This window comes from Burkholderia sp. 4NA327C6 (assembly GCF_005502655.1).
Taxonomy (GTDB): Bacteria; Pseudomonadota; Gammaproteobacteria; order Burkholderiales; family Burkholderiaceae; genus Burkholderia; species Burkholderia contaminans.
Genome location: NZ_SCNZ01000023.1, coordinates 74,244 through 98,164, shown reverse-complemented (window position 1 = coordinate 98,164; position 23,921 = coordinate 74,244). Strand labels below are relative to the sequence as shown.

30 protein-coding genes and 3 pseudogenes are annotated in these 23,921 nt (G+C 63.5%); 18 read left to right on the top strand and 15 right to left on the bottom strand.

What is annotated here, in order from left to right; all coding sequences use genetic code 11:
- Positions 1-5: 5 nt before the first annotated feature.
- Both FFS49_RS23075 and FFS49_RS23070 read right to left on the bottom strand, forming a co-directional pair.
- Positions 6-1,298 (bottom strand): MASE1 domain-containing protein, encoded by a 1,293-nt coding sequence (locus FFS49_RS23075; RefSeq protein WP_105815153.1) that lies wholly within the window; start codon positions 1,296-1,298, stop codon positions 6-8.
- A gap of 349 nt (positions 1,299-1,647) precedes the next feature.
- Complete coding sequence (locus FFS49_RS23070; RefSeq protein WP_039344416.1) at positions 1,648-2,148, bottom strand: lipocalin-like domain-containing protein; 501 nt, start codon at positions 2,146-2,148, stop codon at positions 1,648-1,650.
- A gap of 164 nt (positions 2,149-2,312) precedes the next feature.
- Here FFS49_RS23070 and FFS49_RS23065 point away from each other — a divergent pair, with 164 nt between their 5' ends.
- Together FFS49_RS23065 and FFS49_RS23060 are read left to right on the top strand one after the other, a co-directional pair.
- Positions 2,313-3,218, top strand: coding sequence for a LysR substrate-binding domain-containing protein (locus tag FFS49_RS23065; RefSeq protein ID WP_105815154.1), 906 nt, complete (start codon positions 2,313-2,315; stop codon positions 3,216-3,218).
- A gap of 131 nt (positions 3,219-3,349) precedes the next feature.
- The gene (locus tag FFS49_RS23060; protein ID WP_105815155.1) at positions 3,350-3,787 is read left to right on the top strand and encodes a GNAT family N-acetyltransferase; all 438 of its coding nucleotides are present in this window, start codon (positions 3,350-3,352) and stop codon (positions 3,785-3,787) included.
- Between the two features lie 22 nt (positions 3,788-3,809).
- On the opposite strand, the gene FFS49_RS23055 is transcribed toward FFS49_RS23060, so the two are convergent.
- The 3 genes from FFS49_RS23055 to FFS49_RS23045 form a co-directional block, all read right to left on the bottom strand.
- The gene (locus FFS49_RS23055; RefSeq protein ID WP_105815180.1) at positions 3,810-4,649 is read right to left on the bottom strand and encodes a peptidyl-prolyl cis-trans isomerase; all 840 of its coding nucleotides are present in this window, start codon (positions 4,647-4,649) and stop codon (positions 3,810-3,812) included.
- 353 nt (positions 4,650-5,002) lie between these two features.
- Positions 5,003-6,937 (bottom strand): SMP-30/gluconolactonase/LRE family protein, encoded by a 1,935-nt coding sequence (locus tag FFS49_RS23050; protein WP_105815156.1) that lies wholly within the window; start codon positions 6,935-6,937, stop codon positions 5,003-5,005.
- A 551-nt stretch (positions 6,938-7,488) separates the two neighbouring features.
- A complete protein-coding gene (locus tag FFS49_RS23045; protein ID WP_039344431.1) occupies positions 7,489-8,793 on the bottom strand; it encodes a dicarboxylate/amino acid:cation symporter in 1,305 nt (434 codons plus the stop codon).
- 606 nt (positions 8,794-9,399) lie between these two features.
- Between FFS49_RS23045 and FFS49_RS23040 the strand changes: the two genes are divergently transcribed.
- The 3 genes from FFS49_RS23040 to FFS49_RS23030 are packed head-to-tail and all read left to right on the top strand — an operon-like array spanning position 9,400 to position 11,869.
- Positions 9,400-10,545, top strand: a complete 1,146-nt coding sequence (locus FFS49_RS23040; RefSeq protein WP_071333466.1) for a glycosyltransferase — start codon at positions 9,400-9,402, stop codon at positions 10,543-10,545.
- Positions 10,545-11,111, top strand: a complete 567-nt coding sequence (locus FFS49_RS23035) for a hypothetical protein (protein ID WP_224755781.1) — start codon at positions 10,545-10,547, stop codon at positions 11,109-11,111. Before FFS49_RS23040 ends, FFS49_RS23035 begins: the two co-directional genes overlap by 1 nt.
- 23 nt (positions 11,112-11,134) lie before the next feature.
- On the top strand, positions 11,135-11,869 hold the full coding sequence (locus FFS49_RS23030) for a polysaccharide deacetylase family protein (RefSeq protein ID WP_105815157.1): 735 nt from the start codon (positions 11,135-11,137) through the stop codon (positions 11,867-11,869).
- Between the two features lie 6 nt (positions 11,870-11,875).
- Here the strand turns inward: FFS49_RS23030 and FFS49_RS23025 are convergent, their stop codons facing one another.
- A complete protein-coding gene (locus tag FFS49_RS23025) occupies positions 11,876-13,111 on the bottom strand; it encodes an MFS transporter (RefSeq protein WP_171026819.1) in 1,236 nt (411 codons plus the stop codon).
- 60 nt (positions 13,112-13,171) lie between these two features.
- Between FFS49_RS23025 and FFS49_RS42080 the strand changes: the two genes are divergently transcribed.
- Complete coding sequence (locus FFS49_RS42080; protein WP_171026818.1) at positions 13,172-13,309, top strand: hypothetical protein; 138 nt, start codon at positions 13,172-13,174, stop codon at positions 13,307-13,309.
- Positions 13,310-13,336: 27 nt separating this feature from the next.
- On the opposite strand, the gene FFS49_RS42410 is transcribed toward FFS49_RS42080, so the two are convergent.
- Genes FFS49_RS42410 through FFS49_RS23010 form a run of 3 tightly spaced genes read right to left on the bottom strand, consistent with a single transcriptional unit; the run spans position 13,337 to position 15,553 of the window.
- Entirely contained in the window at positions 13,337-13,582 is a 246-nt protein-coding gene (locus tag FFS49_RS42410) for a hypothetical protein (RefSeq protein WP_175918227.1), read from the bottom strand.
- A gap of 2 nt (positions 13,583-13,584) precedes the next feature.
- The gene (locus FFS49_RS23015) at positions 13,585-14,469 is read right to left on the bottom strand and encodes an alpha/beta hydrolase (RefSeq protein ID WP_105815159.1); all 885 of its coding nucleotides are present in this window, start codon (positions 14,467-14,469) and stop codon (positions 13,585-13,587) included.
- A gap of 28 nt (positions 14,470-14,497) precedes the next feature.
- The gene (locus FFS49_RS23010; RefSeq protein ID WP_071333471.1) at positions 14,498-15,553 is read right to left on the bottom strand and encodes a sugar phosphate isomerase/epimerase family protein; all 1,056 of its coding nucleotides are present in this window, start codon (positions 15,551-15,553) and stop codon (positions 14,498-14,500) included.
- 110 nt (positions 15,554-15,663) lie between these two features.
- On the opposite strand from FFS49_RS23010, the gene FFS49_RS23005 reads away from it, so the two are divergent.
- Entirely contained in the window at positions 15,664-16,269 is a 606-nt protein-coding gene (locus tag FFS49_RS23005; protein ID WP_071333472.1) for a TetR/AcrR family transcriptional regulator, read from the top strand.
- 37 nt (positions 16,270-16,306) lie between these two features.
- On the opposite strand, the gene FFS49_RS42075 is transcribed toward FFS49_RS23005, so the two are convergent.
- Positions 16,307-16,597 (bottom strand): hypothetical protein, encoded by a 291-nt coding sequence (locus FFS49_RS42075; protein ID WP_171026817.1) that lies wholly within the window; start codon positions 16,595-16,597, stop codon positions 16,307-16,309.
- A gap of 481 nt (positions 16,598-17,078) precedes the next feature.
- On the opposite strand from FFS49_RS42075, the gene FFS49_RS22995 reads away from it, so the two are divergent.
- The 3 genes from FFS49_RS22995 to FFS49_RS42665 all read left to right on the top strand — a co-directional run bounded on the left by FFS49_RS22995 (position 17,079) and on the right by FFS49_RS42665 (position 18,471).
- Positions 17,079-17,483, top strand: a complete 405-nt coding sequence (locus FFS49_RS22995) for a hypothetical protein (RefSeq protein ID WP_046548876.1) — start codon at positions 17,079-17,081, stop codon at positions 17,481-17,483.
- Positions 17,484-17,937: 454 nt separating this feature from the next.
- On the top strand, positions 17,938-18,093 hold the full coding sequence (locus FFS49_RS42070; protein ID WP_171026816.1) for a hypothetical protein: 156 nt from the start codon (positions 17,938-17,940) through the stop codon (positions 18,091-18,093).
- Positions 18,094-18,165: 72 nt separating this feature from the next.
- Positions 18,166-18,471, top strand: a complete 306-nt coding sequence (locus tag FFS49_RS42665) for a hypothetical protein (protein WP_224755783.1) — start codon at positions 18,166-18,168, stop codon at positions 18,469-18,471.
- A 22-nt stretch (positions 18,472-18,493) separates the two neighbouring features.
- Here FFS49_RS42665 and FFS49_RS42065 read toward each other — a convergent pair whose 3' ends face one another.
- Entirely contained in the window at positions 18,494-18,643 is a 150-nt protein-coding gene (locus tag FFS49_RS42065) for a hypothetical protein (RefSeq protein WP_156814593.1), read from the bottom strand.
- Positions 18,644-18,729: 86 nt separating this feature from the next.
- Positions 18,730-18,969 (bottom strand): annotated as a pseudogene (locus FFS49_RS42660) (hypothetical protein); the annotation flags it as partial.
- Positions 18,970-19,390: 421 nt separating this feature from the next.
- Here FFS49_RS42660 and FFS49_RS22980 point away from each other — a divergent pair.
- The gene (locus tag FFS49_RS22980) at positions 19,391-19,630 is read left to right on the top strand and encodes a hypothetical protein (RefSeq protein WP_046548875.1); all 240 of its coding nucleotides are present in this window, start codon (positions 19,391-19,393) and stop codon (positions 19,628-19,630) included.
- Positions 19,631-19,698: 68 nt separating this feature from the next.
- On the top strand, positions 19,699-19,938 hold the full coding sequence (locus tag FFS49_RS22975) for a hypothetical protein (protein ID WP_046548874.1): 240 nt from the start codon (positions 19,699-19,701) through the stop codon (positions 19,936-19,938).
- A 271-nt stretch (positions 19,939-20,209) separates the two neighbouring features.
- On the opposite strand, the gene FFS49_RS22965 is transcribed toward FFS49_RS22975, so the two are convergent.
- Together FFS49_RS22965 and FFS49_RS22960 are read right to left on the bottom strand one after the other, a co-directional pair.
- A complete protein-coding gene (locus tag FFS49_RS22965; protein ID WP_046548873.1) occupies positions 20,210-20,470 on the bottom strand; it encodes a hypothetical protein in 261 nt (86 codons plus the stop codon).
- 162 nt (positions 20,471-20,632) lie between these two features.
- A complete protein-coding gene (locus FFS49_RS22960) occupies positions 20,633-20,950 on the bottom strand; it encodes a hypothetical protein (RefSeq protein WP_046549492.1) in 318 nt (105 codons plus the stop codon).
- Between the two features lie 388 nt (positions 20,951-21,338).
- On the opposite strand from FFS49_RS22960, the pseudogene FFS49_RS42655 reads away from it, so the two are divergent.
- From FFS49_RS42655 to FFS49_RS22930, 6 genes and pseudogenes are all read left to right on the top strand, one after another.
- Positions 21,339-21,434: pseudogene (locus FFS49_RS42655) on the top strand (DUF159 family protein); the annotation flags it as partial.
- A 52-nt stretch (positions 21,435-21,486) separates the two neighbouring features.
- A complete protein-coding gene (locus FFS49_RS22950; RefSeq protein ID WP_046549491.1) occupies positions 21,487-21,684 on the top strand; it encodes a hypothetical protein in 198 nt (65 codons plus the stop codon).
- Between the two features lie 63 nt (positions 21,685-21,747).
- Positions 21,748-22,020, top strand: a complete 273-nt coding sequence (locus tag FFS49_RS22945; RefSeq protein WP_046548872.1) for a hypothetical protein — start codon at positions 21,748-21,750, stop codon at positions 22,018-22,020.
- Positions 22,021-22,067: 47 nt separating this feature from the next.
- The gene (locus FFS49_RS22940) at positions 22,068-22,355 is read left to right on the top strand and encodes a hypothetical protein (protein ID WP_046549490.1); all 288 of its coding nucleotides are present in this window, start codon (positions 22,068-22,070) and stop codon (positions 22,353-22,355) included.
- A gap of 77 nt (positions 22,356-22,432) precedes the next feature.
- Complete coding sequence (locus FFS49_RS42650) at positions 22,433-22,717, top strand: hypothetical protein (protein ID WP_046548871.1); 285 nt, start codon at positions 22,433-22,435, stop codon at positions 22,715-22,717.
- Positions 22,659-23,231: pseudogene (locus FFS49_RS22930) on the top strand (alpha/beta hydrolase); the annotation flags it as partial. The gene FFS49_RS42650 and the pseudogene FFS49_RS22930, both read left to right, overlap by 59 nt.
- A 5-nt stretch (positions 23,232-23,236) precedes the next feature.
- On the opposite strand, the gene FFS49_RS22925 reads toward FFS49_RS22930, so the two are convergent.
- Positions 23,237-23,866 (bottom strand): TetR family transcriptional regulator, encoded by a 630-nt coding sequence (locus FFS49_RS22925; RefSeq protein ID WP_046548870.1) that lies wholly within the window; start codon positions 23,864-23,866, stop codon positions 23,237-23,239.
- Positions 23,867-23,921 lie beyond the last annotated feature (55 nt).

The window sequence follows — 23,921 nt, the reverse complement described above, 5'->3', positions numbered from 1 at the left end:
TCCGCTCATTCGTCCGCCGGCCACACGCGCTCGAGCTGCCAGACGCCCGCCACCACCGTCACGTCGACATTCGAATCGAGCAGCGGCGCGCCATGATCGGTGATCGTCTGGGTGCCGCCGTCGCGCTGCACGATGCGCAGCGACAGCGGCGCACGATCCTCGCCCGCGATCTCCGCATCCCAGTAGTCGCGCAGCGCCTCGCGGTCGCCTGGTTGCACACGTTCGAGCACGAGCGGCACGCTCGCGATCTGCGATGCATCGACGCCGACGCCGAACACGCGCTCGACGTCGCCGCTCCACTCGATCCGCCCCGATTCCGGGTCGAGCACGTACGCGATCTGGCCGGCGCTCGCGAGCGCGAGCTCCATGTTGTTCTGCAAGACCGCCGCATGCTCGTGCACGCGTTCGCGCGTCGTCTTCAGCGTGCTCACCGCCAGCACCAGCAGCGACGCCACCGCCAGATAAAGCTGCGCCTCGAGTAGCGCGTTGCCGTAGTGCTCGTGCAACGACGAGAAGGGACCGTCGCCCTGCGCGGTCTGCTCGATCACGATCAGCGCGAGCACCAGCACCGACGACGAGCCCGCGCGGCCGCCGAGCAGCAGCGTCACCGCGACGGTGAGGAACAGCGGGATATACGTCAGCGCGAAGCCCGCGCCGGTGCCGAATTTCTGCGACGTGTCGCCGTCGAAGATCACGAGCGCGACGCCCACGACCAGCACGAACGAGACCATGCCGAGCACGAGATCGAAGCGCTCATGATCGCCCGAGCGGTGCGCGCGAAAGCGCGACCATGACGCGAGCACCGGCGTGACCAGCAGCACGCCGACGAAATCGGACGCGGCCCACACGAACCACACGTCGAAGAACGGCGCGTCATTGACCACCGTGTACCAGGCCGCGCCGCCGATCGCGCCGACCACGCCCGCGATCAGGCCGGCGAGGATCACCGAGCGCAGGAAATACAGCCCTTCGAGCGAGAAGCGCACGCGCTGGACGAGCCACACCGCGAGCGCGGCTGCACCGACCTCGTCGACGGTGAACAGCACCGCGTTGACCAGGTTGCCGTGTTCGATGCCGCTCAGCGCGAGCTGCCCGACCAGGAACGCGCCGGCCAGCATCAGCCATTCGCGCATCGGCCGCAGCATGAACGCGCCGACGGTCACACCGGCCGGCAGCCAGATGTAACCCGTCAGCCGGACGGGGCCGTTGAACTGGTGCGAGATGTAGCCGGTCGCGAGATACAGCGCCGCCCAGAGCAGCGCGGCGACGAGGCCCGGCCGCGATCGTTTGGTGTCCATCGAGAATCCCTGTGTGCTGCGCCTGCGATCGGCGGGGGCGCGATGTGCGAATGATATGCGGACGGGGCGGCCCGGGGAACACTGGGGCCGGAAGCGCGTACGGGGCGCCGGCGCGCCCGCAAGCTGGCGGTTGTGACCGGGAAGTTATCGAAAAAGTTCGGTGTGTGCCGGGTTCGGCCGGGACACGTCAGCGCGCCGTCCCGGCCGGACGGCCAAAATCGTCAAAGTCCGCACGCAGCAGTGGCAAACCTCGGACGGAGCAAAAACCGGATACGAAGTGACGGATGTCCTCGACCATCGCCCGGCCGGCCTGCAGACTCGGTTGCCGGGGCTTTGACGCCCTCCCGCCTCAATCCACGCGCCGCCACACCGAGATCGGTATGTCGCCGTTCGCACGCGGCGGCACCCGGTAGCTCAGCTCGCCGTCCTTCAATTGATAGCTTCGCGTCTGCGTTTGCCCGATCCAGTTCGGGTACGACGAATCGATGATGTGAAACGCGAGCTTGTGTTTCGCGGGATCGACGGTCAGCGTGCCGTAGTGGGTGCTCGAGCCGAGCACGGCTTCCCGGAATTCGTCCGGCGTGCCGGTCGCCTTGTCGTTCGACGCGAAGCGCGGGCGCTCCGACTTGAAGATCTGCAGCGAGTAGTTCCCGTGCGCGTCGATCAGCAGCATCCCCTTCGGGTCGGCGCCATAGTCGCGGCCGATCGTGCCGTCGGGATGTTGCACGTCGGCCGCGACCAGCGTCCACGTCCCCGCGAGCGACGGCGCGGCCGATGCGTCGCCGGGAATCATCGATGCGGCCAGCAGCATGCCGGGAAAGCCCTGGCGGAATATCGAGCGGATGTTCATTCACTGTCCTCGTGAGAGAAAGAAGGGAAGCAACCTCACGGGCATCCGCAGCTGCGTATCGCGTGCATCCCCGTGAACCGGAACGACCGGTTCACTTGATGGTAGCGACGGGAATGTCCAATAAATACGATAATTCGAAATCGACTTATAAGAAAAACCGAATCATGACGCTTCCGAATCTCGACATGGATGCGCTGCGCACGCTGATCGCCGCGGATCGGCTCGGCAGCCTGAACCGCGCCGCCGACCGGATCGGCCGCTCGCAGTCGGCGGTCAGCCAGCAGATGCGCAAGCTCGAAGCGCAGATCGGGCAGCCGCTGTTTCGCCGCCAGGGGCGCGGCCTCGTGCCGACCGAAGCCGGCGAACTGATGCTGTCCTATGCGCGCCGCATTCTCGAACTGAACGACGAGGCGGTCGGCGCGATCCGCGGCGCGGCGATCGAGGGGGCCGTGCGGTTCGGGCTGCCCGGCGACTTCGCCGAATCGTGGCTGCCCGTCGCGCTCGGCCAGTTCAAGCGCACGCACCCGGGCGTGCGCGTCGACATCGTCGTCGACGGCAACGGCGCGCTGCTCGACCGGCTCGATGGCGGCGAACTCGACATCGTGCTCGCGATGGGCCGCGGCCATCGCACCGACGCCGAACATCTGGTCACGCTGCCGATGGCGTGGATCGGGCCGCCAGGCGTCGACGTGCGCCCGCGCGCCGGCGTGCCGCTGGATCTCGCGTTGTACAAGCCGCCGTGCCTGTTCCGCAAGGCCGGCACCGATGCGCTCGACAAGGCCGGGATCCCGTGGCGGCTCGCTTACACGACCGGCAGCCTGCAAAGCCTGTGGGCCGGCATCGCGGGCGGGCTGGGGATGACGGCGAGAACGATGGTGGGGGTGCCGCCGACGCTGCGCCAGCTTGGCGAGCGCGACGGGCTGCCGCCGCTGCCGTCCGTCGACGTGTGCCTCCATGCGAGCGAAGGCGATGCGCCTGCCGCGCTCGTAAGCCTGAGACGCGTGGTGGTCGACACGCTGACCGCCAATCTCGCCGGTGCGCACCAGGTATCCGGCCGGCACGCCGCATGATCGGCCGCGCGTGCGTGCCGGACTCGGCGCTGCGCCCCTTTTGACCGGCTGCCCGCCATCGGTAATGATTCGCTGCGGGGTTCGACCTTCCCGTCGACGATCCCGCCTTCCTGAACGAACGCCTCCGCACGATGACACACGCAATCCGCCTGCGCGCGGCGTCTGCCGCCGACCTGCCGTTCCTGTTGAACCTGCGCCGGCTCACGATGACCGAGCACCTGCAACGCGCCGGCATGCCGATCGATGACGAAGCGCACGACCAGCGCATCCGCGCGCATTTCGACGATGCGATGATCGTCTGCGAAGGCGACGACGCCATCGGCTTGCTGAAGGTGACACGCGCCACCGACGCGTGGCACGTGCACCAGATCCAGATCCTCCCGGCGCACCAGGGCCGAGGCATCGGTGAAGCCGTGCTGAGCGCGCTGCTGAACGACGCGGCACGCGCGCACGTGCCGGTGTCGCTCAGCGTGCTGCACGGCAACCCGGCGCGGCGGCTCTACGAACGGCTCGGCTTCCGCAGCGAATCGGACACCGAAACGAGCGCGAGCATGGTCTGGCGCGCGTGACGTCCGGCGTTTTGACGCCGCATTACTGCGTGATCTTCGCGTCCTTCAGCAAGTTGCCGATCATCTGCGCACTCGCCTTCTCCACCGCGGCCGCCTGCAGTTGCTGCTGAAGCCCCGGCTTCGCGGTCGCGAAGCCCGGCACCTGCGTCGGCCGCTTCGCGTCCAGCTTCACGATCGCCCGCACGCCGTCGACCGAGATCGAATCGCTCGTCACCGCACCGACCTTCAGTTTCTCGAGCGCCTGCGCGACCGGCAGCGGCAAGCCGGACGTCTTGCCTTCCGTCGCCGGCGTGTGGAAGCTCACCCACGGCAACTCGCCGCCGCTGTCGCGGCTCGGCGCCATGCTGTACTGGCGCGCGAGCCCTTCGAACGACTTGCCCGCCTTCAGCTCGCTGAGCACCGTCGCGGCCGTCACCGGGTCCTGGACGATGATCAGGCGCGGCTTGTACTCGTTCTTGCCGAGCGTGGCCACGAGTTCGTCGTAGCGCGCCTTGACCTGCTCTTCGGTCACCGGCTCGGGCTTCACGTTGTCGCGCAGGTAAAGCTGCACTTCGGCATTCGTTTTCGCCTGCTGCACCGCTGCCTTGACCTCGGGCTTGTCGCCGTAGTTCGCCTTCTCGGCGGCCTGCTGAACCAGCACGCGCGTGATCAGCTGATTCTTGATCGCCTGGCGGATTTGCGGCGAGTCGGGTTGCCCGGACGCGCGCAGCAGCGTATCGACGTCGGCCTGCGTGATCGGCGTGCCGTTGACCGTCGCAACGGTCGCCGTGGTCGCCGCCGTCTCTGCATGGGCAGTCCCGCTCAGCGCGCCGGCGAGCACAGCGATCAGCAACAGGCGGTTCGGTGTGGTTTTCGTCTTCATCTTTTCGTCAATTCGGCTCAAGAAACGCGGCAGGGGTTGCCGCGCAAATTCACCGGCGCGGCAATGCGCCGGTGCAACCATTCAGTCGATTCGGTTCATCGTCGTGAGCACGCGCGGTGCCGCCGACGCCGCTGTCATTGTGCCCGTATCGGGTTTTTCGCGTCGGGAGGTTCAGGACAGCCGCCCGGCGGGCGGTGCGGCGCGCGTTGCGCACGCCGGTCATTACGAACGCGTGATGTGGAAATTGTGTGGAAACGCGATGGAAATCCCGCGGAGTCACGATGAATCACATCATGGCTTCGCGAGCGCGGCCGCCGAACGAGGTCGAGGCGGCCGCGCATGCGTCATCAACGTCAGGGCGCCCACCGGTACACGGTGATGCTGTTCCCTTTCACGTTGTTCTTCATCACCACGTACTCGCCGTTCGACCGGCGGTATGCGCGAATGCTGTACATCGCGTCGATCGCGCTGCTGGTATCGACGGTCGCCGGGCTCGCATTGACCAGCGTGGTGTCGAGATTGCCGGTGGTGAGATTGAACGCGTCGACGTTCGGCCACAGCGGCCCGCTGCTGCTGAACCAGTAGCCGACGAACAGATGGTTGCCCACCGCGTCGATCGATTTCGCGCCGCTGTGCGGCAGCGTGATCACCGGGTCGGGCTTCGTCGTGTTGCCCGCGCTCCAGCCGTGATACACCTCGATGCGCGTGCCGATCGACGTCCAGTCGTTGCTCCCGATGGCGCCCTGCGCGAGCACCATCGTGTCGCTGTCCGCGAGATAGACGATGCGCGTGAGCGGCTGGATGCTGTCGGGCACGCGGGTCGCGACGCCCGGCCCCCACGACGGCTTGCCGCTCGCGTCGAAACCGGCCAGCGGGTAGTGCGTAATCGCGCCGGTCTTGTCGAGGCCGGCCCACACGCCGCCCTTGCTGTCGATGCTGAAGCCGCTCGTCACGCGCCGCGTCGTATTGAACGCGGGGCCCGGGATCGAGCCGTCCGGAATCGCGATATAGCCGTTCGCCGCGTTGAAGTGGAAGAAGGTGACGACGGGCGGATTCTGGCCCGCCGCGACGAGAATCCGGTTCGCGCCCACCGACGTGAGCAGCCCGAAATGCTCGTCGCGCTGCGTATCGCTCATGTTGATGCGCGGATCGGCCGGATACGTGAACGGATCGACGGTGTTCGCGACGAACTTGCCGCCCGCGCTGCCGCTGTACACATGCGTGCCGCCGTAGAACAGCGCGCCGTCCGTAACCGGGTCCGGTGCGGCGATCCCTTCGAAGTTCAGCGACTGCAGCGTCCACCGCAGGCTGCCGGTGCTGCTGTACGCATGAATGTCGGTCGCGCCGTTGCGGCCCAGATCCCAGCTGCCGCCCCAAGGATTGTTGAGCACATAGAGATTGCCGCCGGTGTCCTTGCCGAGCCCGACGATGCGCGTAAAGCGCTGCGCACCGACCTGCCCCTTGATGCCCGTCGTCGTGTCGAGATAGCCGCCGCGCACGCCGAACGTGCCGGCCAGCGCGGGCCGGCCCGCCACCGTATAGCGCTTGATGTTCTGGTCCGGGCCTTCGTCGCCCACCAGCAGCTGGCCGGCCGCCGCATCGAAAACCAGCGCCGACGGCTGCGACCCGGCCGGCATCCGGATCGTGTTCAGCAGCGCACCCTCCGGGCTGAAGCCGACGATCGTGCCCGCGCTCTTCTGCGCGATCCACACGTTGCCCGCGCCATCCACCGCGAGCGCGCCGGGCGCCGATACGCTGATGTCGCGCTGCCACACGCCGTTGGTGGTGAACACGCGCACGCGATTGCCGTAGAAGTCGCTCGCATAGAGCAGCGAGCCGGCCGTCGCAAGCCCGGTGACGACGTCGATGCGCGGCTGATTGGTCGCAGCGCTGACCTGGATGACGAGGTCGCGATACTTCGTCGCGCGGTTGTAGCGCCCCACCGCGCCGCTGCCGTACGTCTTGCCGGGCTGCAGCGCGACGAACAACGACGTCGCGTCACCGGTGATCGCGCTGCCCTGGAACTCCGAGTGCGTGCCGATCGAGCCGACGCTCTTGCCGTTCTGGTAGATCGCGACGCCGCCTTCGTCCTCGTCCCACATCGACGCCGTATAGATCACGCCTTCGGGCGCGACCCACATCGCGCGCGCGACGTTGCCGACGTGGGCCGCGAGCGTGCCGTACGTATTCGCCAGCCAGTCGGTGGTGTTGCCTGCGTGAACGGCGGGGGTCATCGCGGCGATCGCCGCGGCGAGAAGCGCAGCCTTAAATCGTTGTCTGGCGACCATGACGGATGCTCTCCTGAATGGTGCGAACATTCACATGAAGGGCCGGCCGGATGGCTTGAAAACCGTGATGCGTAAATTCTTCCCCTGAATCATCCGGCGCAGTCAGTATTACGTGCAGCATGCGTTCGATAATGCGCAGCGCGAGAATAGCGTTATATAAATGGAAAAAAATTGCGAATCGTTCGCGCCATTGCGCTTTTCTCGGATTCAGCTTTGATGGTATCGACCGTCGCACCCAAGCACGCCTATGGCAAGCGCGACTGCGCGACAGTGAATGGTCACTTACACGTCGAATCGGAGATCGGGAAAATCAGGCGCGTGCCCGTTTGCGGGAATATCGCCGCGTGTTCAACGGCGACGGATTGAAACGGCGAGCGCCAAGTATCAATCGGGGAATCAGGGAATCGAGGGAAAACGCCCGAATTCAAGGCGAAATCATCGCCCCAAAACAAATCGCCGGCCTGAATCCGTTTCGAATCCAGGCCGGCGATTATTCACTACCGGGAAGCAGGCAACGCGCCACTATCGTGGCGCTGCCGCACTGCTGCACCTCATGCCGATGCCGAGGTCTCCGGCACCTTCACCTTCATCGCGCGCCCATTGTCCGGATCGTTGTCGTCGCGCGGATCGTCGAGCTGCCCTTCCCACTTCGCGACCACGGCCGCCGCGATCGAGTTGCCGACCGCATTGGTGGCCGAGCGCCCCATGTCGAGGAACATGTCGACGCCCATGATCAGCAGCAACCCGGCTTCGGGCATGTTGAACTGGTTGAGCGTCGCCGCGATCACGACCAGCGACGCGCGCGGCACGCCCGCCATCCCCTTCGACGTGACCATCAGCATCAGCAGCATCGTGATCTGCGTGCCCAGCGGCAGATGAATGCCGTACACCTGCGCGATGAACAGCACCGCGAACGTGCAGTACATCATCGAACCGTCGAGGTTGAACGAATAGCCGATCGGCAGCACGAAGCTCGAGATCTTGCGGTTCACGCCGAAGCGGTCGAGCGCGTCCAGCAGCTTCGGATACGCGGCTTCGGAACTCGCCGTCGCGAACGACAGCAGGAACGGCTCGCGGATCAGCCGGATCAGCGTGAACGCACGCTTGCCGAGGAACGTCACGCCGGCGAGCGTCAGCACGCCCCACAGCAGCGCCAGGGCCAGATAGAAGCTCGCCATGAACTTCGCGAACGTGAGCAGGATGCCGAGCCCCTGGGTCGTGATCGTCGACGCCAGCGCCGCGAACACCGCGACCGGCGCGAACCACATCACCGCGCCCGTTACCTTCAGCATCACCTGCGCGAGATCGTCGATCACGCCGGTCAGGCGCTTGCCCGACTCGCCGAGCGCGGACAGCGCCGTGCCGAAGAAGATGGAGAAGACGACGATCTGCAGGATTTCGTTGTTCGCCATCGCTTCCGCGATCGACTTCGGCACCAGGTGGACCACGAAATCCTTCAGCGTGAAGGCGCCCGTCTTCAGGCCGAGGGACGCATCGGACGCCGGCAGCGGCAGGCTCAGATGGCTGCCCGGTTGCAGGATCGTGGCGGTCAGCAGGCCGAGCAGCAACGACGTGAACGACGCGATGAAAAACCAGCCGAACGCCTTGACGCCGACGCGGCCGACCGCGCTGCCGTCGCCCATCTGCGCAATGCCGACGGTCAGCGTCGCGAATACCAGCGGCGCGATGATCATCTTGATCAGGCGCAGGAATATGTCGGACAGCAACGATACGTAGCCGGCGACCTCCTTCGCCATGTTCGGGTCGGGAAACGCGCTATGACAGGCGTAACCCACTGCGATTCCAAGAATCATCGCGACAACGATGTACTTGGTGATGTTGTGCTTCTTCTTCATTAGTAATCCAAATCACAAAGCGTATGTTGCTAACGGCTGGCACATCTTCCGCGCCCGGCTACGAATCGAAACCCACGTCTCTCTGGGTGCGACGAGCCCGCCTTTGGCGATCGCCACGGCGGACAAGGGGGGGCATTCTAACGCAAATGGCCTCCCTGCTTTCAAATCTGAAAGTCGCCCGAGTTGATCTCCGTCCGGATGTCGTCGAAAAGTCGGGTTTTGTCGCGATCCAGCCCGCTTCCTGCGCGACCAGGCGGGTAATCGGGCCACATTGCCGGTCGCGCCGGGCTTGCCACGTTTCACGCGCCGCCCGGCGACGGCAAACCGCGCCACCGGCCCCCTCCTCCCCGGCGACACCGCATTGCGTGACGAGACCGTGAACGATCGCGACACATCCTCACAAAGATGCGCAGACATTGACACTACGGCACGTAATGCTTCTGTAATATTTTGAAACGATTCGCGGTGACGCCCTGCCCGGGCGTCGATGCGCGATCCCGCATCGAGAACGCGGGACCAGGTTCGAGTCATTGCTTTCAACAGGCGGACGCACTCATTTTCTCAGCAGTCCTGCCCAATGAATGATCGAGGAAAGGCGGCATCGTGATGAACATTCTGTATACCAACTTCCACGGCGACTACGGCGGCGGCCAGGACACCTACGTCCGCGATCTCGCCGCCGCGATGAGCCGGCATCATCGCGTGACCGTCGCGTCGCCGGAAGGCAGCCGCCTGTCGCGGCTGTTGAAGGACAGCCCCGACGTGGCCATCTTCGACATGGAATTCAAGCCGCGCTGGAACCGGCTGTGGCAGGAAATCGTCCGGCTGCGCCAGCGGATCGTCGCCGAGCGCTTCGACGTCATCCACGTGAACGGCTCCGCCGATCACCGGCAGGTGATGCTCGCGCTGCTCGGCTGCCGGTATCGGCCCGCCGTCGTGCTCACCAAGCACAACACCTATCGCGCCGACAGCTTCGGCAACGTGCTGCGCGCACGCCTCGCCACCGATCACACGATCGCGGTCAGCGACTACGTGGCGGGCATGCTCGCGCTGCGGTCACCGTACGGAAACGTCACGGTCGTGAAGCACGGCGTGCGCCGGCAGGCCGCGGAGCGTCTCGCCAGTGACGAAATCCGGCGCCGCAAGATCGCGTTGTTCGGGCCGTCCGCCGCGGACGCGATCGTGCTGGGCAGCAGCGCCGGCACCGCGCCGGAAAAAGGCTGGATGGACCTGATCGCGGCGCTGGGCCGCCTGCCCGAACACGAGCGCGAGCGGTTTCGCGTGCTGCTGGTCGGCGCGGAGCCGACCGCCGAGCAGCGCGAGCAGATCGCGCTGCACCGCATGGCCGCGCGCACCGCGTTCACCGGCCGCCTCGACGACGTGCGGGCGCCGTTCTCGATCATCGACGTGTCGTTCGTGCTGTCGTACCACGAGAGCCTGTCGTATGCGTGCCGCGAAGCGATGTCGCTCGGCTGCCCCGCGATCGTCACGCGCGTGGGCGGGCTGCCCGAGAACGTCGAGCCGGGCGTGGACGGCTGGGTCGTCCCGCCGCGCGAGCCCGAAGCGATCGGGGAAATCCTGCGCGCGATCGTGCGCGAGCCCGCGTGCGTGCGCGCGATGGGACGCAGCGCGCGGCTGAAGGGCAAGCGCGAATTCTCGTTCGAACGATTCATCGACGCGACGCTGTCCGTTTATCAGAAATCGATTCGCCACAACCCCAATCGTCGGGTGACATCCTTGAGGTCCGTTTAATGGCAATGAACATCTGGAAGAAGTACTGGGATCTGCGCACGCAGGAGTGCCCGTGTGACGTGCACTTCGTCGAATGGCTGGAAGCCGCGCGCCTAAACGGCATCCGCATCTATCACTTCGGCACCGGCGGCCATCATCATGTCGGCGTGGAATGCGCGCGGCCGCACCTGAACAACACAGTCTTCGGCGTGACGGCGTCGCCGAAGGAATACAAGTCGTACGTCGATCTCGTCACGCGGCAACCGGAGGTGAGCAAGACCTATCTGGCCTATTTCGGCGATATCTATACGAGCAACTCGGACCTGCTGCCGGCCTTCGACGTCGTCACGCTGTTCCATCTGTGCGAATTCCGCGACGAGACGAACAGCCGCTACGGCGCGAAGACCGACGCCGAAGTGCTCGACCTGTTCGCACGACACACCGCACGCGAAGGCCACCTGCTGTTCTACAAGGGCTCGTCGGCGTACCGGAAGGCCGAGCCGATCATCGAGCAATGGGCGGCGAATGCCGACTTCGTCGAAATCGGCGACTTCAAGACCCTGCGGATCTTCCGCAAGGCCGCGTAACTTCCCGTTCCCGCGACCCGCTCATGCTACTGCCCGCCACGCGCTACCCGATCCTGATGTACCACCAGGTCCGCACGCTGCCGCCGCCGACCGACCGGCTGCGCAGCCTGAGCGTGGCGCCCGATGCGTTCCGCCGCCAGATGATGCTGTTCAGGCGGCTCGGCTATCGCGGCGTGAGCGTGCGTGAACTGCAGCCGTACCTGCGCGGCCAGCGCAGCGGGAAGGTCTTCGGCATTACGTTCGACGACGGCTTTCTCAACGTGCTGACGCATGCGATGCCCGTGCTCGACGCGCTCGGCTTCACCGCGACCTGCTACTTCGTCGCCGGCCGGTTCGGCCGCGAGAACGACTGGGATGCGGGTGCCGATACAGCCCGCTCGCCGCTGATGACGTGCGCGGACATGCTCGCCTGGCGCGATCACGGCCATGAAATCGGCTCGCATACGCTCGATCACGTCGCGCTGTCGCACGTGCCGGCGCATGTGGCGGAAGTTCAGATCATCGAATCGAAGCGGCGGCTCGAGGCGTTCGGCGGCCAGCCGGTCGAATCGTTCTGCTACCCGTACGGCGACCTGGATTCGCGCGTGCGCGATCAGGTCGCCGCCGCGGGTTACGGCAACGCGACGACGACCCGGCGCGGCTGCGCGGATGCGTACGACGATCGGTTCCTGTTGCCGCGGATTCCGGTCGCGGGCGGGGTCGGGGCGATGCGGCTGTGGTTCAAGTGTGCGAAGGCGCGGGTTCAGCAGCGCGGGTAGCCTTGGCTATTCCGGCCGCTGCAGACGGAATGCCAACAGACCAGCCAGCGCAATTCCCATAAACAGGATCCATCCCTGCGCGAGCGTGGTCCAGCCTGCGGCGATGCTTCCGATGAAGTTGCCGAGCATCCCGCCGATCGCCCATGAAATCGCCGATGCGCCGAAATAGCTGCCGGCATTGCCGTCCGCCGTCAGGTCGGCGAGCGCGATATTCGACGCGGGAAGAATCAGGCTTTCGCCGAACGTGAAGACGATCGCGATCACGACCAGGATCACGAGCGACGCATCTGCGCCCCGATCGCGGGCGAACAGCAGTGCCCCAACCGCAAAGCTGGCGCACAACGCGACATGCCCGATCACCATCATCGATCGCCAGTTCGTGCGCTGAAACCAGCCCATGCCAAGCCACGCCGTGGCGATTCCGATCAGCGCATTCGTGACGTAGAACGATCGCACGCCGTTGTAGCCATGCGCGCCATGCGAAAAGGTCAACGGAATGAATACGTAAATCTGCGTGTACACGGTCCAGAACGGGACAAGTGCCCAGCACAGCCGGCGAAACCGCCGGTCACCGAATGCGACCAGCACGCCGCGCAGCGGGTGTGCGGCGACTGCGTTGTGCGTGCTTCGTCCCGCGATCCACGGCGCAATCAGTGCGAGCGCCGTGAATACCGCGCCGCTCACCAGAAACGGCAGCGCCCCGTTCGCGTTCGGCACGACCATCAGCAGCGCGGGGCCGATCAACGCGCCGAGATTGAGCGCCAGATTGTTCAGCGCAAATACCTTGGGACGCACGGAGCCATCGAGCGAGCCAAAGATCGAATACGCGGTCGTTTCGTAAAGCGCGGCCCCGAGCCCGGACACGCACGCCCACATCAACAGGCCCGGTAGCGACAGCGCAAATGCGAATCCGGCGAACCCCGCCGCACGGCAAAGCAGGCCGAGTGTGGTCAGCAGGCGACTGCTGACGCGATCCGTCGACGCCCCCAGCACCAGCGGCAGCAACCGGCTCGCCAGCAGGTTCACCGTCAGCACGCTGGCAACGCTGCCCGCGTCCAGACGGCGCTCCGTGGCGAGGAACGCGGCAAGCAACGGCAGCGAGCCGAACACCGACAGGTTCACGAGGAACTGGAAGATCAGCAGGATCCGCGTCGAGGTTGGCACGCCTTCCGCGATGCCGGCAAGCCAGGCGGCCGGATGATTGTGCTTCTGGCGAAACGAGTCGACTCTGTCGCCGGACACCCGGCGATCGCAATCATCCATCATGTTCTCCGCTGACGTTCGATGCCGGCCGGACGAAGCATGAAAAAAGCCCCGTCCGTTTCCGGCGGGGCTTGGGGTGGGTTCGACGCACTGACCTACGACGCGCAACCTCCTCCCGGCCCGCCATTGGCGGTCGTGGTGGTAGTCGTGGTCGTGACGAAAAGTGCGTTCATGTGAGGAATCTAGTCAACCTGCTGTCGGGCGTCAATACGTCGACTGCGTGGCCGGCGAGACGGGAAGTTCGTCGAATCCACTTAAAACGCGTCGGTCTTCCCGATCTCGTGCGGCCGTCAGGCCGTACATCCCCGTCGTGCCGTGCGCTCCCCGCTGAAACACCCCGCGTATCCACGCGCCGGCCATGTCGAACACCTGGCAGGCTGCCGGCGTCACCGCGCCCATATGGATGCACGCATGGATCATCCCGGGCAGCACGACGCAATCGACCGGCATGATCAGCGGCTCCGTTCCAGGAACGGCAGCAGATGGCCGATGAATGCGTCGGGGGCCTCTTCCATGATGAAGTGGCCGCAATCGGGCACGACCGCGCCCTGCAGATCCGTCGCGTTGTCACGCATCGTGACGAGCGGTGCATCGCCGGTCGCATGTTCTGCACCAATGGCGAGCACCGGCATCGTCAGCTTGCGCTGCGCCCGCGCCTGGTTCTGCCGGATCGTCTCCGGAATCGCGCGGTAATAGGCGAAGCCGCCGCGCAAGCCACCCGGTGCCGAATAGGCGTCGATATACACATCGACAGCCACGCAATCGCGCCGGAACGACCACCGGTTGAACATGAACTCCAGATAGGCCCGTTCACGTCCCGCAATCAGCGTCTCGGGCAGATCGGCCAGCTGGTTGAACATGAAATGCCACAGGAAGATGTTCTCTTCCGGCGGAGCGAAGATCGACGGTGCGGGCGCCAGCCCTGGAATCACCGCCTCCGTGAGCGCCAGCGACTTCACGGCCTCGGGGTGATCGCTCGCCAGTGCATAGGCCACCCACATGCCGACGTCGTGGCCGGCCACCTGGTACACATCGAAGCCAAGCTGCACCATCACGCGATGCAACGTGGCCGCCGTGCGGCCCGTGTCGTAACCCGCATCCGGCCGGTCGGAATAGCCGGTGCCGGGCGGATCGACCGCGATGGCCATGAAGCCGTGCGCGGCGAGCGCCTGCATCACGTGACGCCAGGCGTACCACGTTTGCGGCCAACCCGGAATCAGCAGGACCGGGGTGCCCGCGCCGGCCGTGACACAGTGAATGCGCTGGCCGTCGATGCGCACGTATTGATGATCGAAGCGTTGAGCGTCGGCCGACGACGACTGAAGTTGAGCGGACATATCGATGGTTCCTTGCAGTGGGGCCGGCTCAGGCGATGCCGAGCATGTCGTGGATCTGCTGTTGATTGACCGCCGCACCGGCGAAGTCGTCGAAGGTGCGCTCCGTCACCCGGATGATGTGGTCGTTGATAAACGCAACCCCTTCGCGCGCGCCGTCCTCCTGGTCCTTGAGGCAGCATTCCCACTCGAGGGTCGCCCACCCTGCATAGTCATACTGAGCAAATTTCGAAAAAATTGCCTTGAAGTCGACCTGACCGTCACCGAGCGAACGGAAACGGCCGGCACGTTCGAGCCACGAACTGTAGCCGCCGTAAATGCCTTGACGCCCCGAAGGCAGAAATTCGGCATCCTTCACATGAAACATGCGGATGTGGTCGCGGTAGATATCGATGTACGCGAGATAGTCCAGCTGCTGCAGCACGAAATGGCTCGGATCGAACAGCATCTTGCAGCGCGCGTGCTCGCCGACCAGCGCATGGAAACGCTCGAAGCTGACCCCGTCGTGCAGGTCTTCGCTGGGGTGGATCTCGTAGCAAAGGTTGACGCCGTTTTCATCGCAGACATCGAGAATCGGGCGCCAGCGGCGCGCCAGTTCATCGAAAGCCGTCTCGATGAGGCCGGCGGGCCGTTGCGGGAACGGAAACAGGTAGGGCCACGCGAACGAACCCGAAAACGTGCCCATGTCGGTCAGCCCCAGGCGGCGTGAAGCCCGCGCCGCCAGCTTGAGCCGATCCAGCGCCCACGCGGTGCGCGCGGCCGGATGGCCGCGCACGGCTTCCGGCGCGAAGTTGTCGCACATCGCGTCGTACGCCGGATGCACGGCGACCAGTTGCCCGAAGATGTGCGTCGTCAGTTCGCTGATCTCCAGCCCGTGATCGGCCAGCATGCCCTTCATGTCATCGCAATAGGCCTGGCTTTCCGCGGCCGTCTCCACGTCGAACAGCCGGCCGTCCCATGCGGGAATCTGCAGCGCCTTGAAGCCGACGCCGGACGCCCATTGCGCGATGTTCGGCAAGCTGTTGAACGGTGCAGCATCGTCGGCGAACTGGGCGAGATGGAGACTGGGGCCTCGGAGGGTACGCATGATCGACTCCTATTGTTTGTTGATCGACAAAGAATAGGATAGCGGGACGGCGCGTGTCAACTCGGCGCGCGATAAAATCGGCGCACGACGTGACGACGGACGAAAGGGATATGGCGGGACGACCGAGAGAATTTGATCGCGACATGGCGCTGAAACGCGCGATGCTCGCGTTCTGGCGACACGGCTACGAAGGCACGTCGATGTCCGACCTGGTCGAAGCGATGGGCATTGCGTCAGCGCGCATCTATGCCGCCTTCGGCAGCAAGGAAGCGTTGTTCCAGGAAGCCGTGGCGCTCTATGAGCAGGGCGAAGGCGGCTTCGCCGATCGCGCGCTCGGCGAGGAAACCGATGTGCGCGCGGCCGTCGAACGCATGCTGCGCGACGCCGTTGCCGCCTATACCAGGCGTGGCCAGCCGCATGGCTGCATGGTGGTGTCTGCCGCCACCAACTACTCGGCAGAAAACGAAGGGATCATGGAATGGCTGGCCGCTCATCGGCGCGCACGCACGCAGTCGATCGTCGAGCGCCTGCAGCTCGCAGCCGAGCAGGGGCAACTCGCGCGGGGCACCGACATCAAGGCGCTGGCCGATTTCTATGCGACACAGCTGCACGGCATTTCCGTTCAATCCCGCGATGGCGTATCGAAGGAGCGGCTGCTCGCCTCCATCGGGCCGGCGATGATGCCGCTCGCGATGGCCGTGCGGGACGGGGCGTGAGGCGGCGCGACTGACGGGGATATCCGCGTACACGGAATCACGCCTCGACAACGCCGTTTCGGTCGAACGATGCGCGTCGACGATCAGGTGCATGACCGCAATGGACGACGAAATTCAGAACATACTCCACCGCTACCGCGAACGGGAAATCGACCTGAATCAATTGCGCGCGTGGCTCGACAGCGAACGAGCGCGTGCGGACGCACAAGTCCCGCGCGGCGAATGGCTGAAACTCATGCGAGGGAGCGAAGCGCAAAGCAACGGTGCGATTGCGCGCCTGCTTCCGGCGTGCATGCACTGCCTCGGTGTCGGCGAGCCTAAAAAGCATTCGCGTCACATCAGGAGTATCAGCAATACACCGATCGTCGCGACGCAGCCGTCGCAAGCGGCGTCCTCTCCGAAATTCCGCAGCCGCATTTTTCTTCCGAAGGGCCCGATTCGGCAGGTTCGGTCATGTACTGTCGCTGCTCCTGCTGCCGCGCGATCTGGGCATTCGTCGAGCCCGAGAAAGCGGAACGTGGTTCATGGCATCGAATCATCTGTGGGCTCTCAGAAAAGTTGTCTTTGGCACCCTATACGAATCAAGGACTTGGACATCTTTTCTGAGACGACTGCATGGCGCTCGTCTCAGAAAAAGTGTCCTTGGGCACGGGAATTCTCAGAAAAGTTGTCTTCGGGATGTTGCCCGCTTCCGACCACGTGTCTCGGCGGCGCTTGGCAACAAGCATCGGCGCAGAAGTGCGTATCAGATCCAACCAGACTGATCAGCATGTGCCATAAATGTGCATACAGTGTGCGTTGAATCTGCTATGGATCCAAACGCCGACTACGACCCAACGCCATCCGGTGGTTTCGACCAGTTCATGGAGTTGTTGAGGGACCGTGATAGCGGGTCGCCGATCGTCTCAGCTCGCCGGTTCGCGGCCGCCTTGTATATCGATATGCAAACGCTCTCACGGCTGGCCCATGTCCATCGCAATACCGTGAGCCGACTGGCGGGCTCTGAACGCGTGCAGAAGTTCCTTCGGGACGCACTTCGGATCATCCGAGCGGCTACCGATATCTCCGGCGACGTTCAGAGGGCGCTCTTCTGGTATCGCAATGAACCGTTGCCGACCCTTGATTGCAAGACTGCTGAGCAGCTCGTTTCAGAAGGGCGTACTGAAGACCTGCTGCGTTACGTTACATCGCTCGAGACCGGCGCGGCCAGATAGGGTCGGGTACATCCGTTGCCGATCTGCAAAATAGCGACTACTTTCACGTCATAGCCAACCTATGTTCGGTAAAAGAAAACAGGGAGCGGGGCTTACCGGCTTGGACGTGGTTCCGCGGCATGTTCTCGCCCCACCTCCTCAAATGCCCGCTTGATGAGCGGGCATTTTCTTTTTCGCTCCCATTCGTCCGTATGTCCGCGCGAAAGTGTGTATTTCGCACCGGCTCGCACACAACGAACGGTAGTTTGCGGACCTCAACATCGGGTGACGGCGTCGCGAACGGCGTCTGTATCGGGCAGATGCGCATGCTGCGCTGCCAGGCTCGCCGCCTTGGCTTCGAGCGCTTCACGCAATGAGTACAGTTCTATAACACTCGGCATGGCGCAGGACTTGTGAATCCTTCCCCCAAGACGCCTAGAATTCAGTCATGGCTGCATTCCACAAGGAGGCTGTCATGACTCAGTCGATGATTGGTTGGGTGGTTGGTTTTGCGGTGGTCGCGGTGGTTGCAGTCGCGTTGGCGCGCCGTTACCGGAGCGAGCATTCAAGTATGGAAGTCGTTCAGTGGTTGGATTCCCATCACTTGGGGTGGATGCACCGCAAACATTGACTTCTCCGCGCTGCCGGCGATAGCCCCGCCTCACTGAAGTTTGCCGGGGACCAAACGCGCCGATGCAGGCGAGTGGATGAAGTCGGCTATGTCGTTGTCTCGCCAAGGGGGCTTGGCAAGGAAGGCATCATGGATGATGAAGTGTGTACAACCCACACGCACGTGGCACGCCTTCGCGTGATGAAGACGATGTGTGGGCGCTATCGCGGAATCGTCCACTTGCACCACATCGGAGAGGATCCAGGCTCCTCTGAGCAACACGATACCGAAGAGGATTTTGCGACAGACGTGGAAGCGCGCGACGCCGCTCGAGCGCTCGCGCGCACTTTGCTAGAAGAACAAATCCAGGGGCACGAAAAGACGCAACGAACCGATTGAACCTGCGTCGGCGGCTTGGTCGTTACGCAGCGTCGCTTGGCAACACGACGCCCATTAGCGCGTAGCGCGGCAGTTGCATAATGCGGCCGCTCACCCGCTGATCTGCTTTGAGAGCGCTGGACAGAAAGGAATGTTGGTTTTTCGTCGCGAGTTTTCCGTTGACCGGCAGCATGGCGTCGGCTTGCCCAATTTCAGTTCGGGACGCGCATCTCCGATTGTCGCGTGCTCCCATGCATTGCTGCACATCAGAGATCCGCATCAACGTACTGCGTCGAGCATCCAATGTTCACCTTGGTTCTGGTCGATGATGTCGTCTGCATAACGTTGCGAAGCCCGACGTGCGTCACCGGCACTGACAAACGGCGAACCGTCGACAAGCTTGAAGGTCTGGCTCCGGGTCAGCGTGGTGTCAGTGCCGCGAAGGCAAACCTTGACCGGCGCGTCGAAACGAGCTTCGTAGTTGTGCGTGCGGACAGCGCCTGCTTGAAAGTGAGGGTACCGTCAGCGCACCATTTCCCCGCGTATCGGCGATTGTTCGCACGCGGCTGAGCCGGTCCGTCCCGCGCCCAATCGGGGCGGCATGCCATGCAGCGGTTCGCGCAGAACTTTCGCTGTACAAGTTCGCCAATGGGCGTAGGATGGATTTGCTGACTGACTCGCTACCGATTCCCGCGCCACTCAAGGCGCCCCCCTCCGAACGTGATCGGGCCTCTCATCGAAACCGCGCAATGCGGACGAGCGCGCCGCATATCGGCTGCGTATGCGAATCGCCTGATCGATGCATGTCTACAGGACACGAGCGCGTTGGATAACGCGTCCTGATCTCTTCCTCGGTCCATCCTGTTTCTGCGTCCGCGGCGCCGCCAAAGACTCAAACACGCCTCGCGCATGGCGCACCGGCAACGTCGGGAGGCTGGATATGAACAGAAAAGACTTGTTGAAATGGATTCGACGCGATGGTTCTGGTGTCATCGAACAGTTCCTGCCGTATGACGCTCGTGCCGAGATGGACGGCGTCATTCTCGATCGTCGTCATGAAATCGATGAGGATGCGTTCCTGATGTTTTTCTCGATTCGCGCGCTGTTGCGCAAAGGCGGAATGGCGAGCTGCGAATCGGACCAGGAAGCAGGCCAGATCATGGCACTCCTCAAGCTTTGACTGTTCTGGTCGCGACGATACACTTCGCGGTGGCCACGGGCCCCGCAGCAATTGAAGGAGGAAAAAAAATGCAAGTCGACCCAACCCGATTCCATATCGATCCGACACCGCGCAGGGCCGACGGGGAATACATGGCACACGTGCGGATCAGCATCGATCGTGCAGACGGCAGTGAGTGCGACGTTCAACTGAGCGGAGATCTGGCTGGCTTCGACGTGCGCGAGGATGCGATTGCCTTTGCGAAAAACTGGGCGCTCGAATGGCTCGACGCACATTTGGCCGACGATCTCCCCGCGTCGATGAATTGAAATTCGGGTGGCACGCCAGCCGCCCGAGCAATCAGGGCGTCGCCGGGATCGAGGCCGACGGCAATACATGCTGCTGCCAAAGCAGGCTGACGCGGTGTCGAAGGTCGGTCGAGAGGATGGCCATCCTTGGAGGGCCACAGACCAAGGCAGCAAGCACGCCCTTTAACGGGCTCATCATCACCAGATCGGGCCGCATGCGTTCCGCATCCTCGAAGTCCGCGACTCTCGTGAGCCGAACTTCCTCCCAAGTGCGGCGCGTCGCGTCGGGATATCATTCCAGTCGGTCGAAGGCACCAGCTTCAAGATCTTTCCTGAAATGCTGTAGCCAGTCGCTTTCGTCGCCGATCACGTATTCCTTCGTAATCTGCGTCGAGAGCCTGGTGATGGTGACATAGCCCTGTAGACCGAGGTTCTCATCACCCTTCGGGTCGGTCGTATCCGTTTCCTGAAGATCGAAATCACCCTCTGCCAAGCCACGGCGCTCCAAGGTCGCCAGAAAGTCTCTGTATTCATCCGATTCGATCAGCCGCATATCCGGCCCCCTCGTGTTCAGCAGAGATGTCGCGCGGCTCGATGTCACGGGGCCGACGGCACGCGTTCGAGCGTTGAAATCATGCACACCGAACTCACACGGAGTACCTCACGATCCCTCACATACGGCGCTACCGGGAAGCAAGCGTCATCGCCTGCAGTTTTATCGTCTGGGTCCTTTCATGCTTTCCGACTCCATGGCCGCATTCCGCTCCTCGCTCGCCTCGACAGGGTCCATCGCTTCGTCAACCGACGCCGTTGCGCGCTCGGCGGCCGCTTTAGTTTCGTCTTCCGGGGAGCCGACATCGCTGTTGCCGTCACCCGGGGGTAGCAGCATGTCTTTGAGCATCGCGCTCAGCTCCGGCGTGTCCCATGGCAGGCCACGCCGGGTTCGGACCTTTATGTAGTGTTTCACTTCCGCGTCCTGCTCTGCGGTTAGCGGCAGCCCCTGGAAGGTGCTTTGGGGGTCAGAGTCTCTCATCGCTGTCTCCTCCTGCAATAGCGTCTTCAGTGTAGTCCCGTTGCGACCACGAGAGTCGTGACCGAAGCGCTCATTCGTCGAATCAAATGCCGTGCGTCGCTGCGGCAGGCAACAGCTGGCCGTCGGCTGTCGTTGGCTGCCTACGTCACCATTACATTCGATCGGCCGATTCCGTCAGTCAAAGGAGATTCCGTCCGTTCAGGACCGACTTATCATGTAGGAATGCGAATTGATGTGACCATGCCCTCAGACGATATTCGAGCGAAGCGGACCAGCGACGGCCCATGGCTGTAACTGACCGCCCCGGTTCACGGGATGCATCGGCGATGCGGGGAATGACATGGCTCACGCAGGCCTTAACCGATCCATATGTTCGTAGCATGTTAACGTCGACGGAACAGGACACCAGGTCGAACCGCTACTGGCCGGCTTCGGCTTGTGGCTGCGGGCACGCCGGAGAGCGAACATCGAGCGTGCGAAGGAGTAGGGGCGGACGCCACCGATCGCCTATGCTGGAAGCTCACGAGGAGCCGACTATGACGCCACATGACGTGATGATGATCTTCGAGCGGATGAACGCAGAGGGCAAGGCGGCCGCCGATCTGGACCATGCTTGTGCCGGATTCGCTGGCTGGTTGGCGGAGGCATGGAGTCGATTGAGTAAGGATGAGATCGCAGTTCTGACGTCGATCGGCGCCTCGCTGTATCGCGAGGGGTATGCGAGGCGGTACTAGGCAGGCTCGGGGGCCAGCGTGAATATATGGGCGGGGCGGACCGAAAGGGCGTATAAAGTCCGAATGACTATCCCCTCCGTTACCGCCGAATCGGTCCTGGGCCTGTTCCGGCTCATTGCCGGGAGGGAGGAGCGCCGGACTTCCGGCGAGTCAGCAAGGATGGCGGCGCTCCTGGCTCTTGCCGAGCAGCTTGCACGCAACCATCAGGCAATGACAGAAGATAGTTGGGATGCAGCCGTCCGTGTTGGCGGCCTGCTGTTGCGAGCGGAAATGATCAACAACGACGCTGACACGGTGGCGCTTGAGCTGCTAAGCCGGTTGCGGCAGCGGAAATGAAAAGCGCGTTCGAGCGTATTGCGAGTCGCCCCTGTGGAGTGGCCAACATGTCGACACACCTGCTTCTTCTCTACAAGGGGTACGAACTTCATCCCCTCGTCTTCGCGCGTACATTCAGTCGCTTTGACGGACATTCCCGTTACGCCGAAGGGTATGACATCGCGGTACGGATATGCCGCCCGGGCGCGATAGCAACCTCCGCCGCGAGCCGTATTTTCAGGCTGGACAAACCGCATGCATACTCCGACTTTGGTATGGCAAGGCGTGCCGCCCGGCAGCAGGGAAAGGACATCATCGACGGAAAGGTGGGTGGAGCTTCGGTCATCGACATGTAGTTCGGTCAATCGCAGCGGTCGGCCACGACGACGCGAGAAGCTGAACGCACGCATTCTTCCTCACCGGTATCGCCACCATGCTAAGTGATCGCAATGCGATCCCGTACTACCTCGTCTTACGGACTGACTGTCCACCGTATGTTCTGAACGCTGACCGCCGCGTGCTGCGCCGCGAGGCAAGCCCTCTCCTGCGAGCGTTCGCGAGAGCCCGCGGCGCGCCGACCTCGATCGCGGACGACGCATGGAGCGTCTTTTCCGGCTCGGAATCCATTTCGCTCTTTGAGCGCGTGGAGATGCGGGCCTATGCACTGGTTCGCGGGGCCGAAAGCGAACATCAACTCCGGTTACTGGCTGCTCTCTGACTGCACCAACGTGCGCATTCCTTGCGGACAGCGAGCTCAGCAGCCTATTCGAAACGAGGTCTGTTTGCGAAGGCATCCAGTCCGAAAAATCGTCGATGGCGGCGCGACTGGAGGTGCGCACATCTCCGATCGACCAACCCGAGTGGTGGACGGCCTCGCGGCGGAGCATCACGTGGTCACGTTCGACAATCGTGGTGTCGGAGCTTCCAGTGGCGCACCATCGAATTCGATTGAGCAGATGGCAGACGATGCCATCAACTTCATCAAGGCCATGGGGTTCACGAAGGTCGATCTTTTTGGCTTTTCGATGGGCGGCATGGTTGCCCAGGGAGTCATGCTGAAGCAGCCGCAACTCGTCCGCAAGATTATTCTCGCGGGAACGGGTCCTGCCGGTGGGGAAGGCATCAGTGCCGTGACCAGCGTTCCCTTTTGCGACATGCTTCGAGGTTTCCTCACCGGCCAGGATCCGAAGCAATATCTGTTCTTCGCTCGTACGCCAAACGGTGTCGAAGCCCGGTGTCAATTTGACTTAGCGGAGCTGTCGTTACCATGATTGCGGCCCGGTTCGCGCGCTGTCGCCGATGGGCCCAGGGTGGCGAGAATCTTGTCGCGGCATACCGTCAGGATTTCGTCTGCGAGCGGAGAATCATCCGGGCACGCGCGCGACAACACAATGGCGCCGACCGCATGCGCCATGATGTCTAGGCAGTTGGCTCGCGCCTCCGCCGAGGCTGCACCCTCTGACGAACCACGTTCTTGGCTTAGCGCCGCCAGCAGCCTTTCGATACCGTCCGCGAATGTGGCCCGGACCGCTTCGGGTTGACGCGCGGCATCCCCACCCAGCGCAGCCATCGTGCAGCCGGTTGCGCGCGAGTCGCGGTGCTCGCGCGAGAGATACAGTCGCACGAACTCCGATGCGTCCACCCCGGCCGACAGCGCAACAGTCTGCGCCATGCCGCAGGCCGCCGATTCCGCCATCAGATCGGCCTTTGAGCTGAAGTGTTTGTAGAAGCCGCCGTGGGTGAACCCAGCTGCACCCATCAGATCCGCCACTCCGACCCCATCAAAACCGCGCTCCCTGAATAGCGTCGACGCTGTTTCGACAACGTGGGCCCGGTTGGCCTGTGCCTGTGCCTTGGTGACTTTCACTTTCCTCTCCGTACGCGTTCCTGTCTGATGGCCTGACTATACATTGATGTTGATC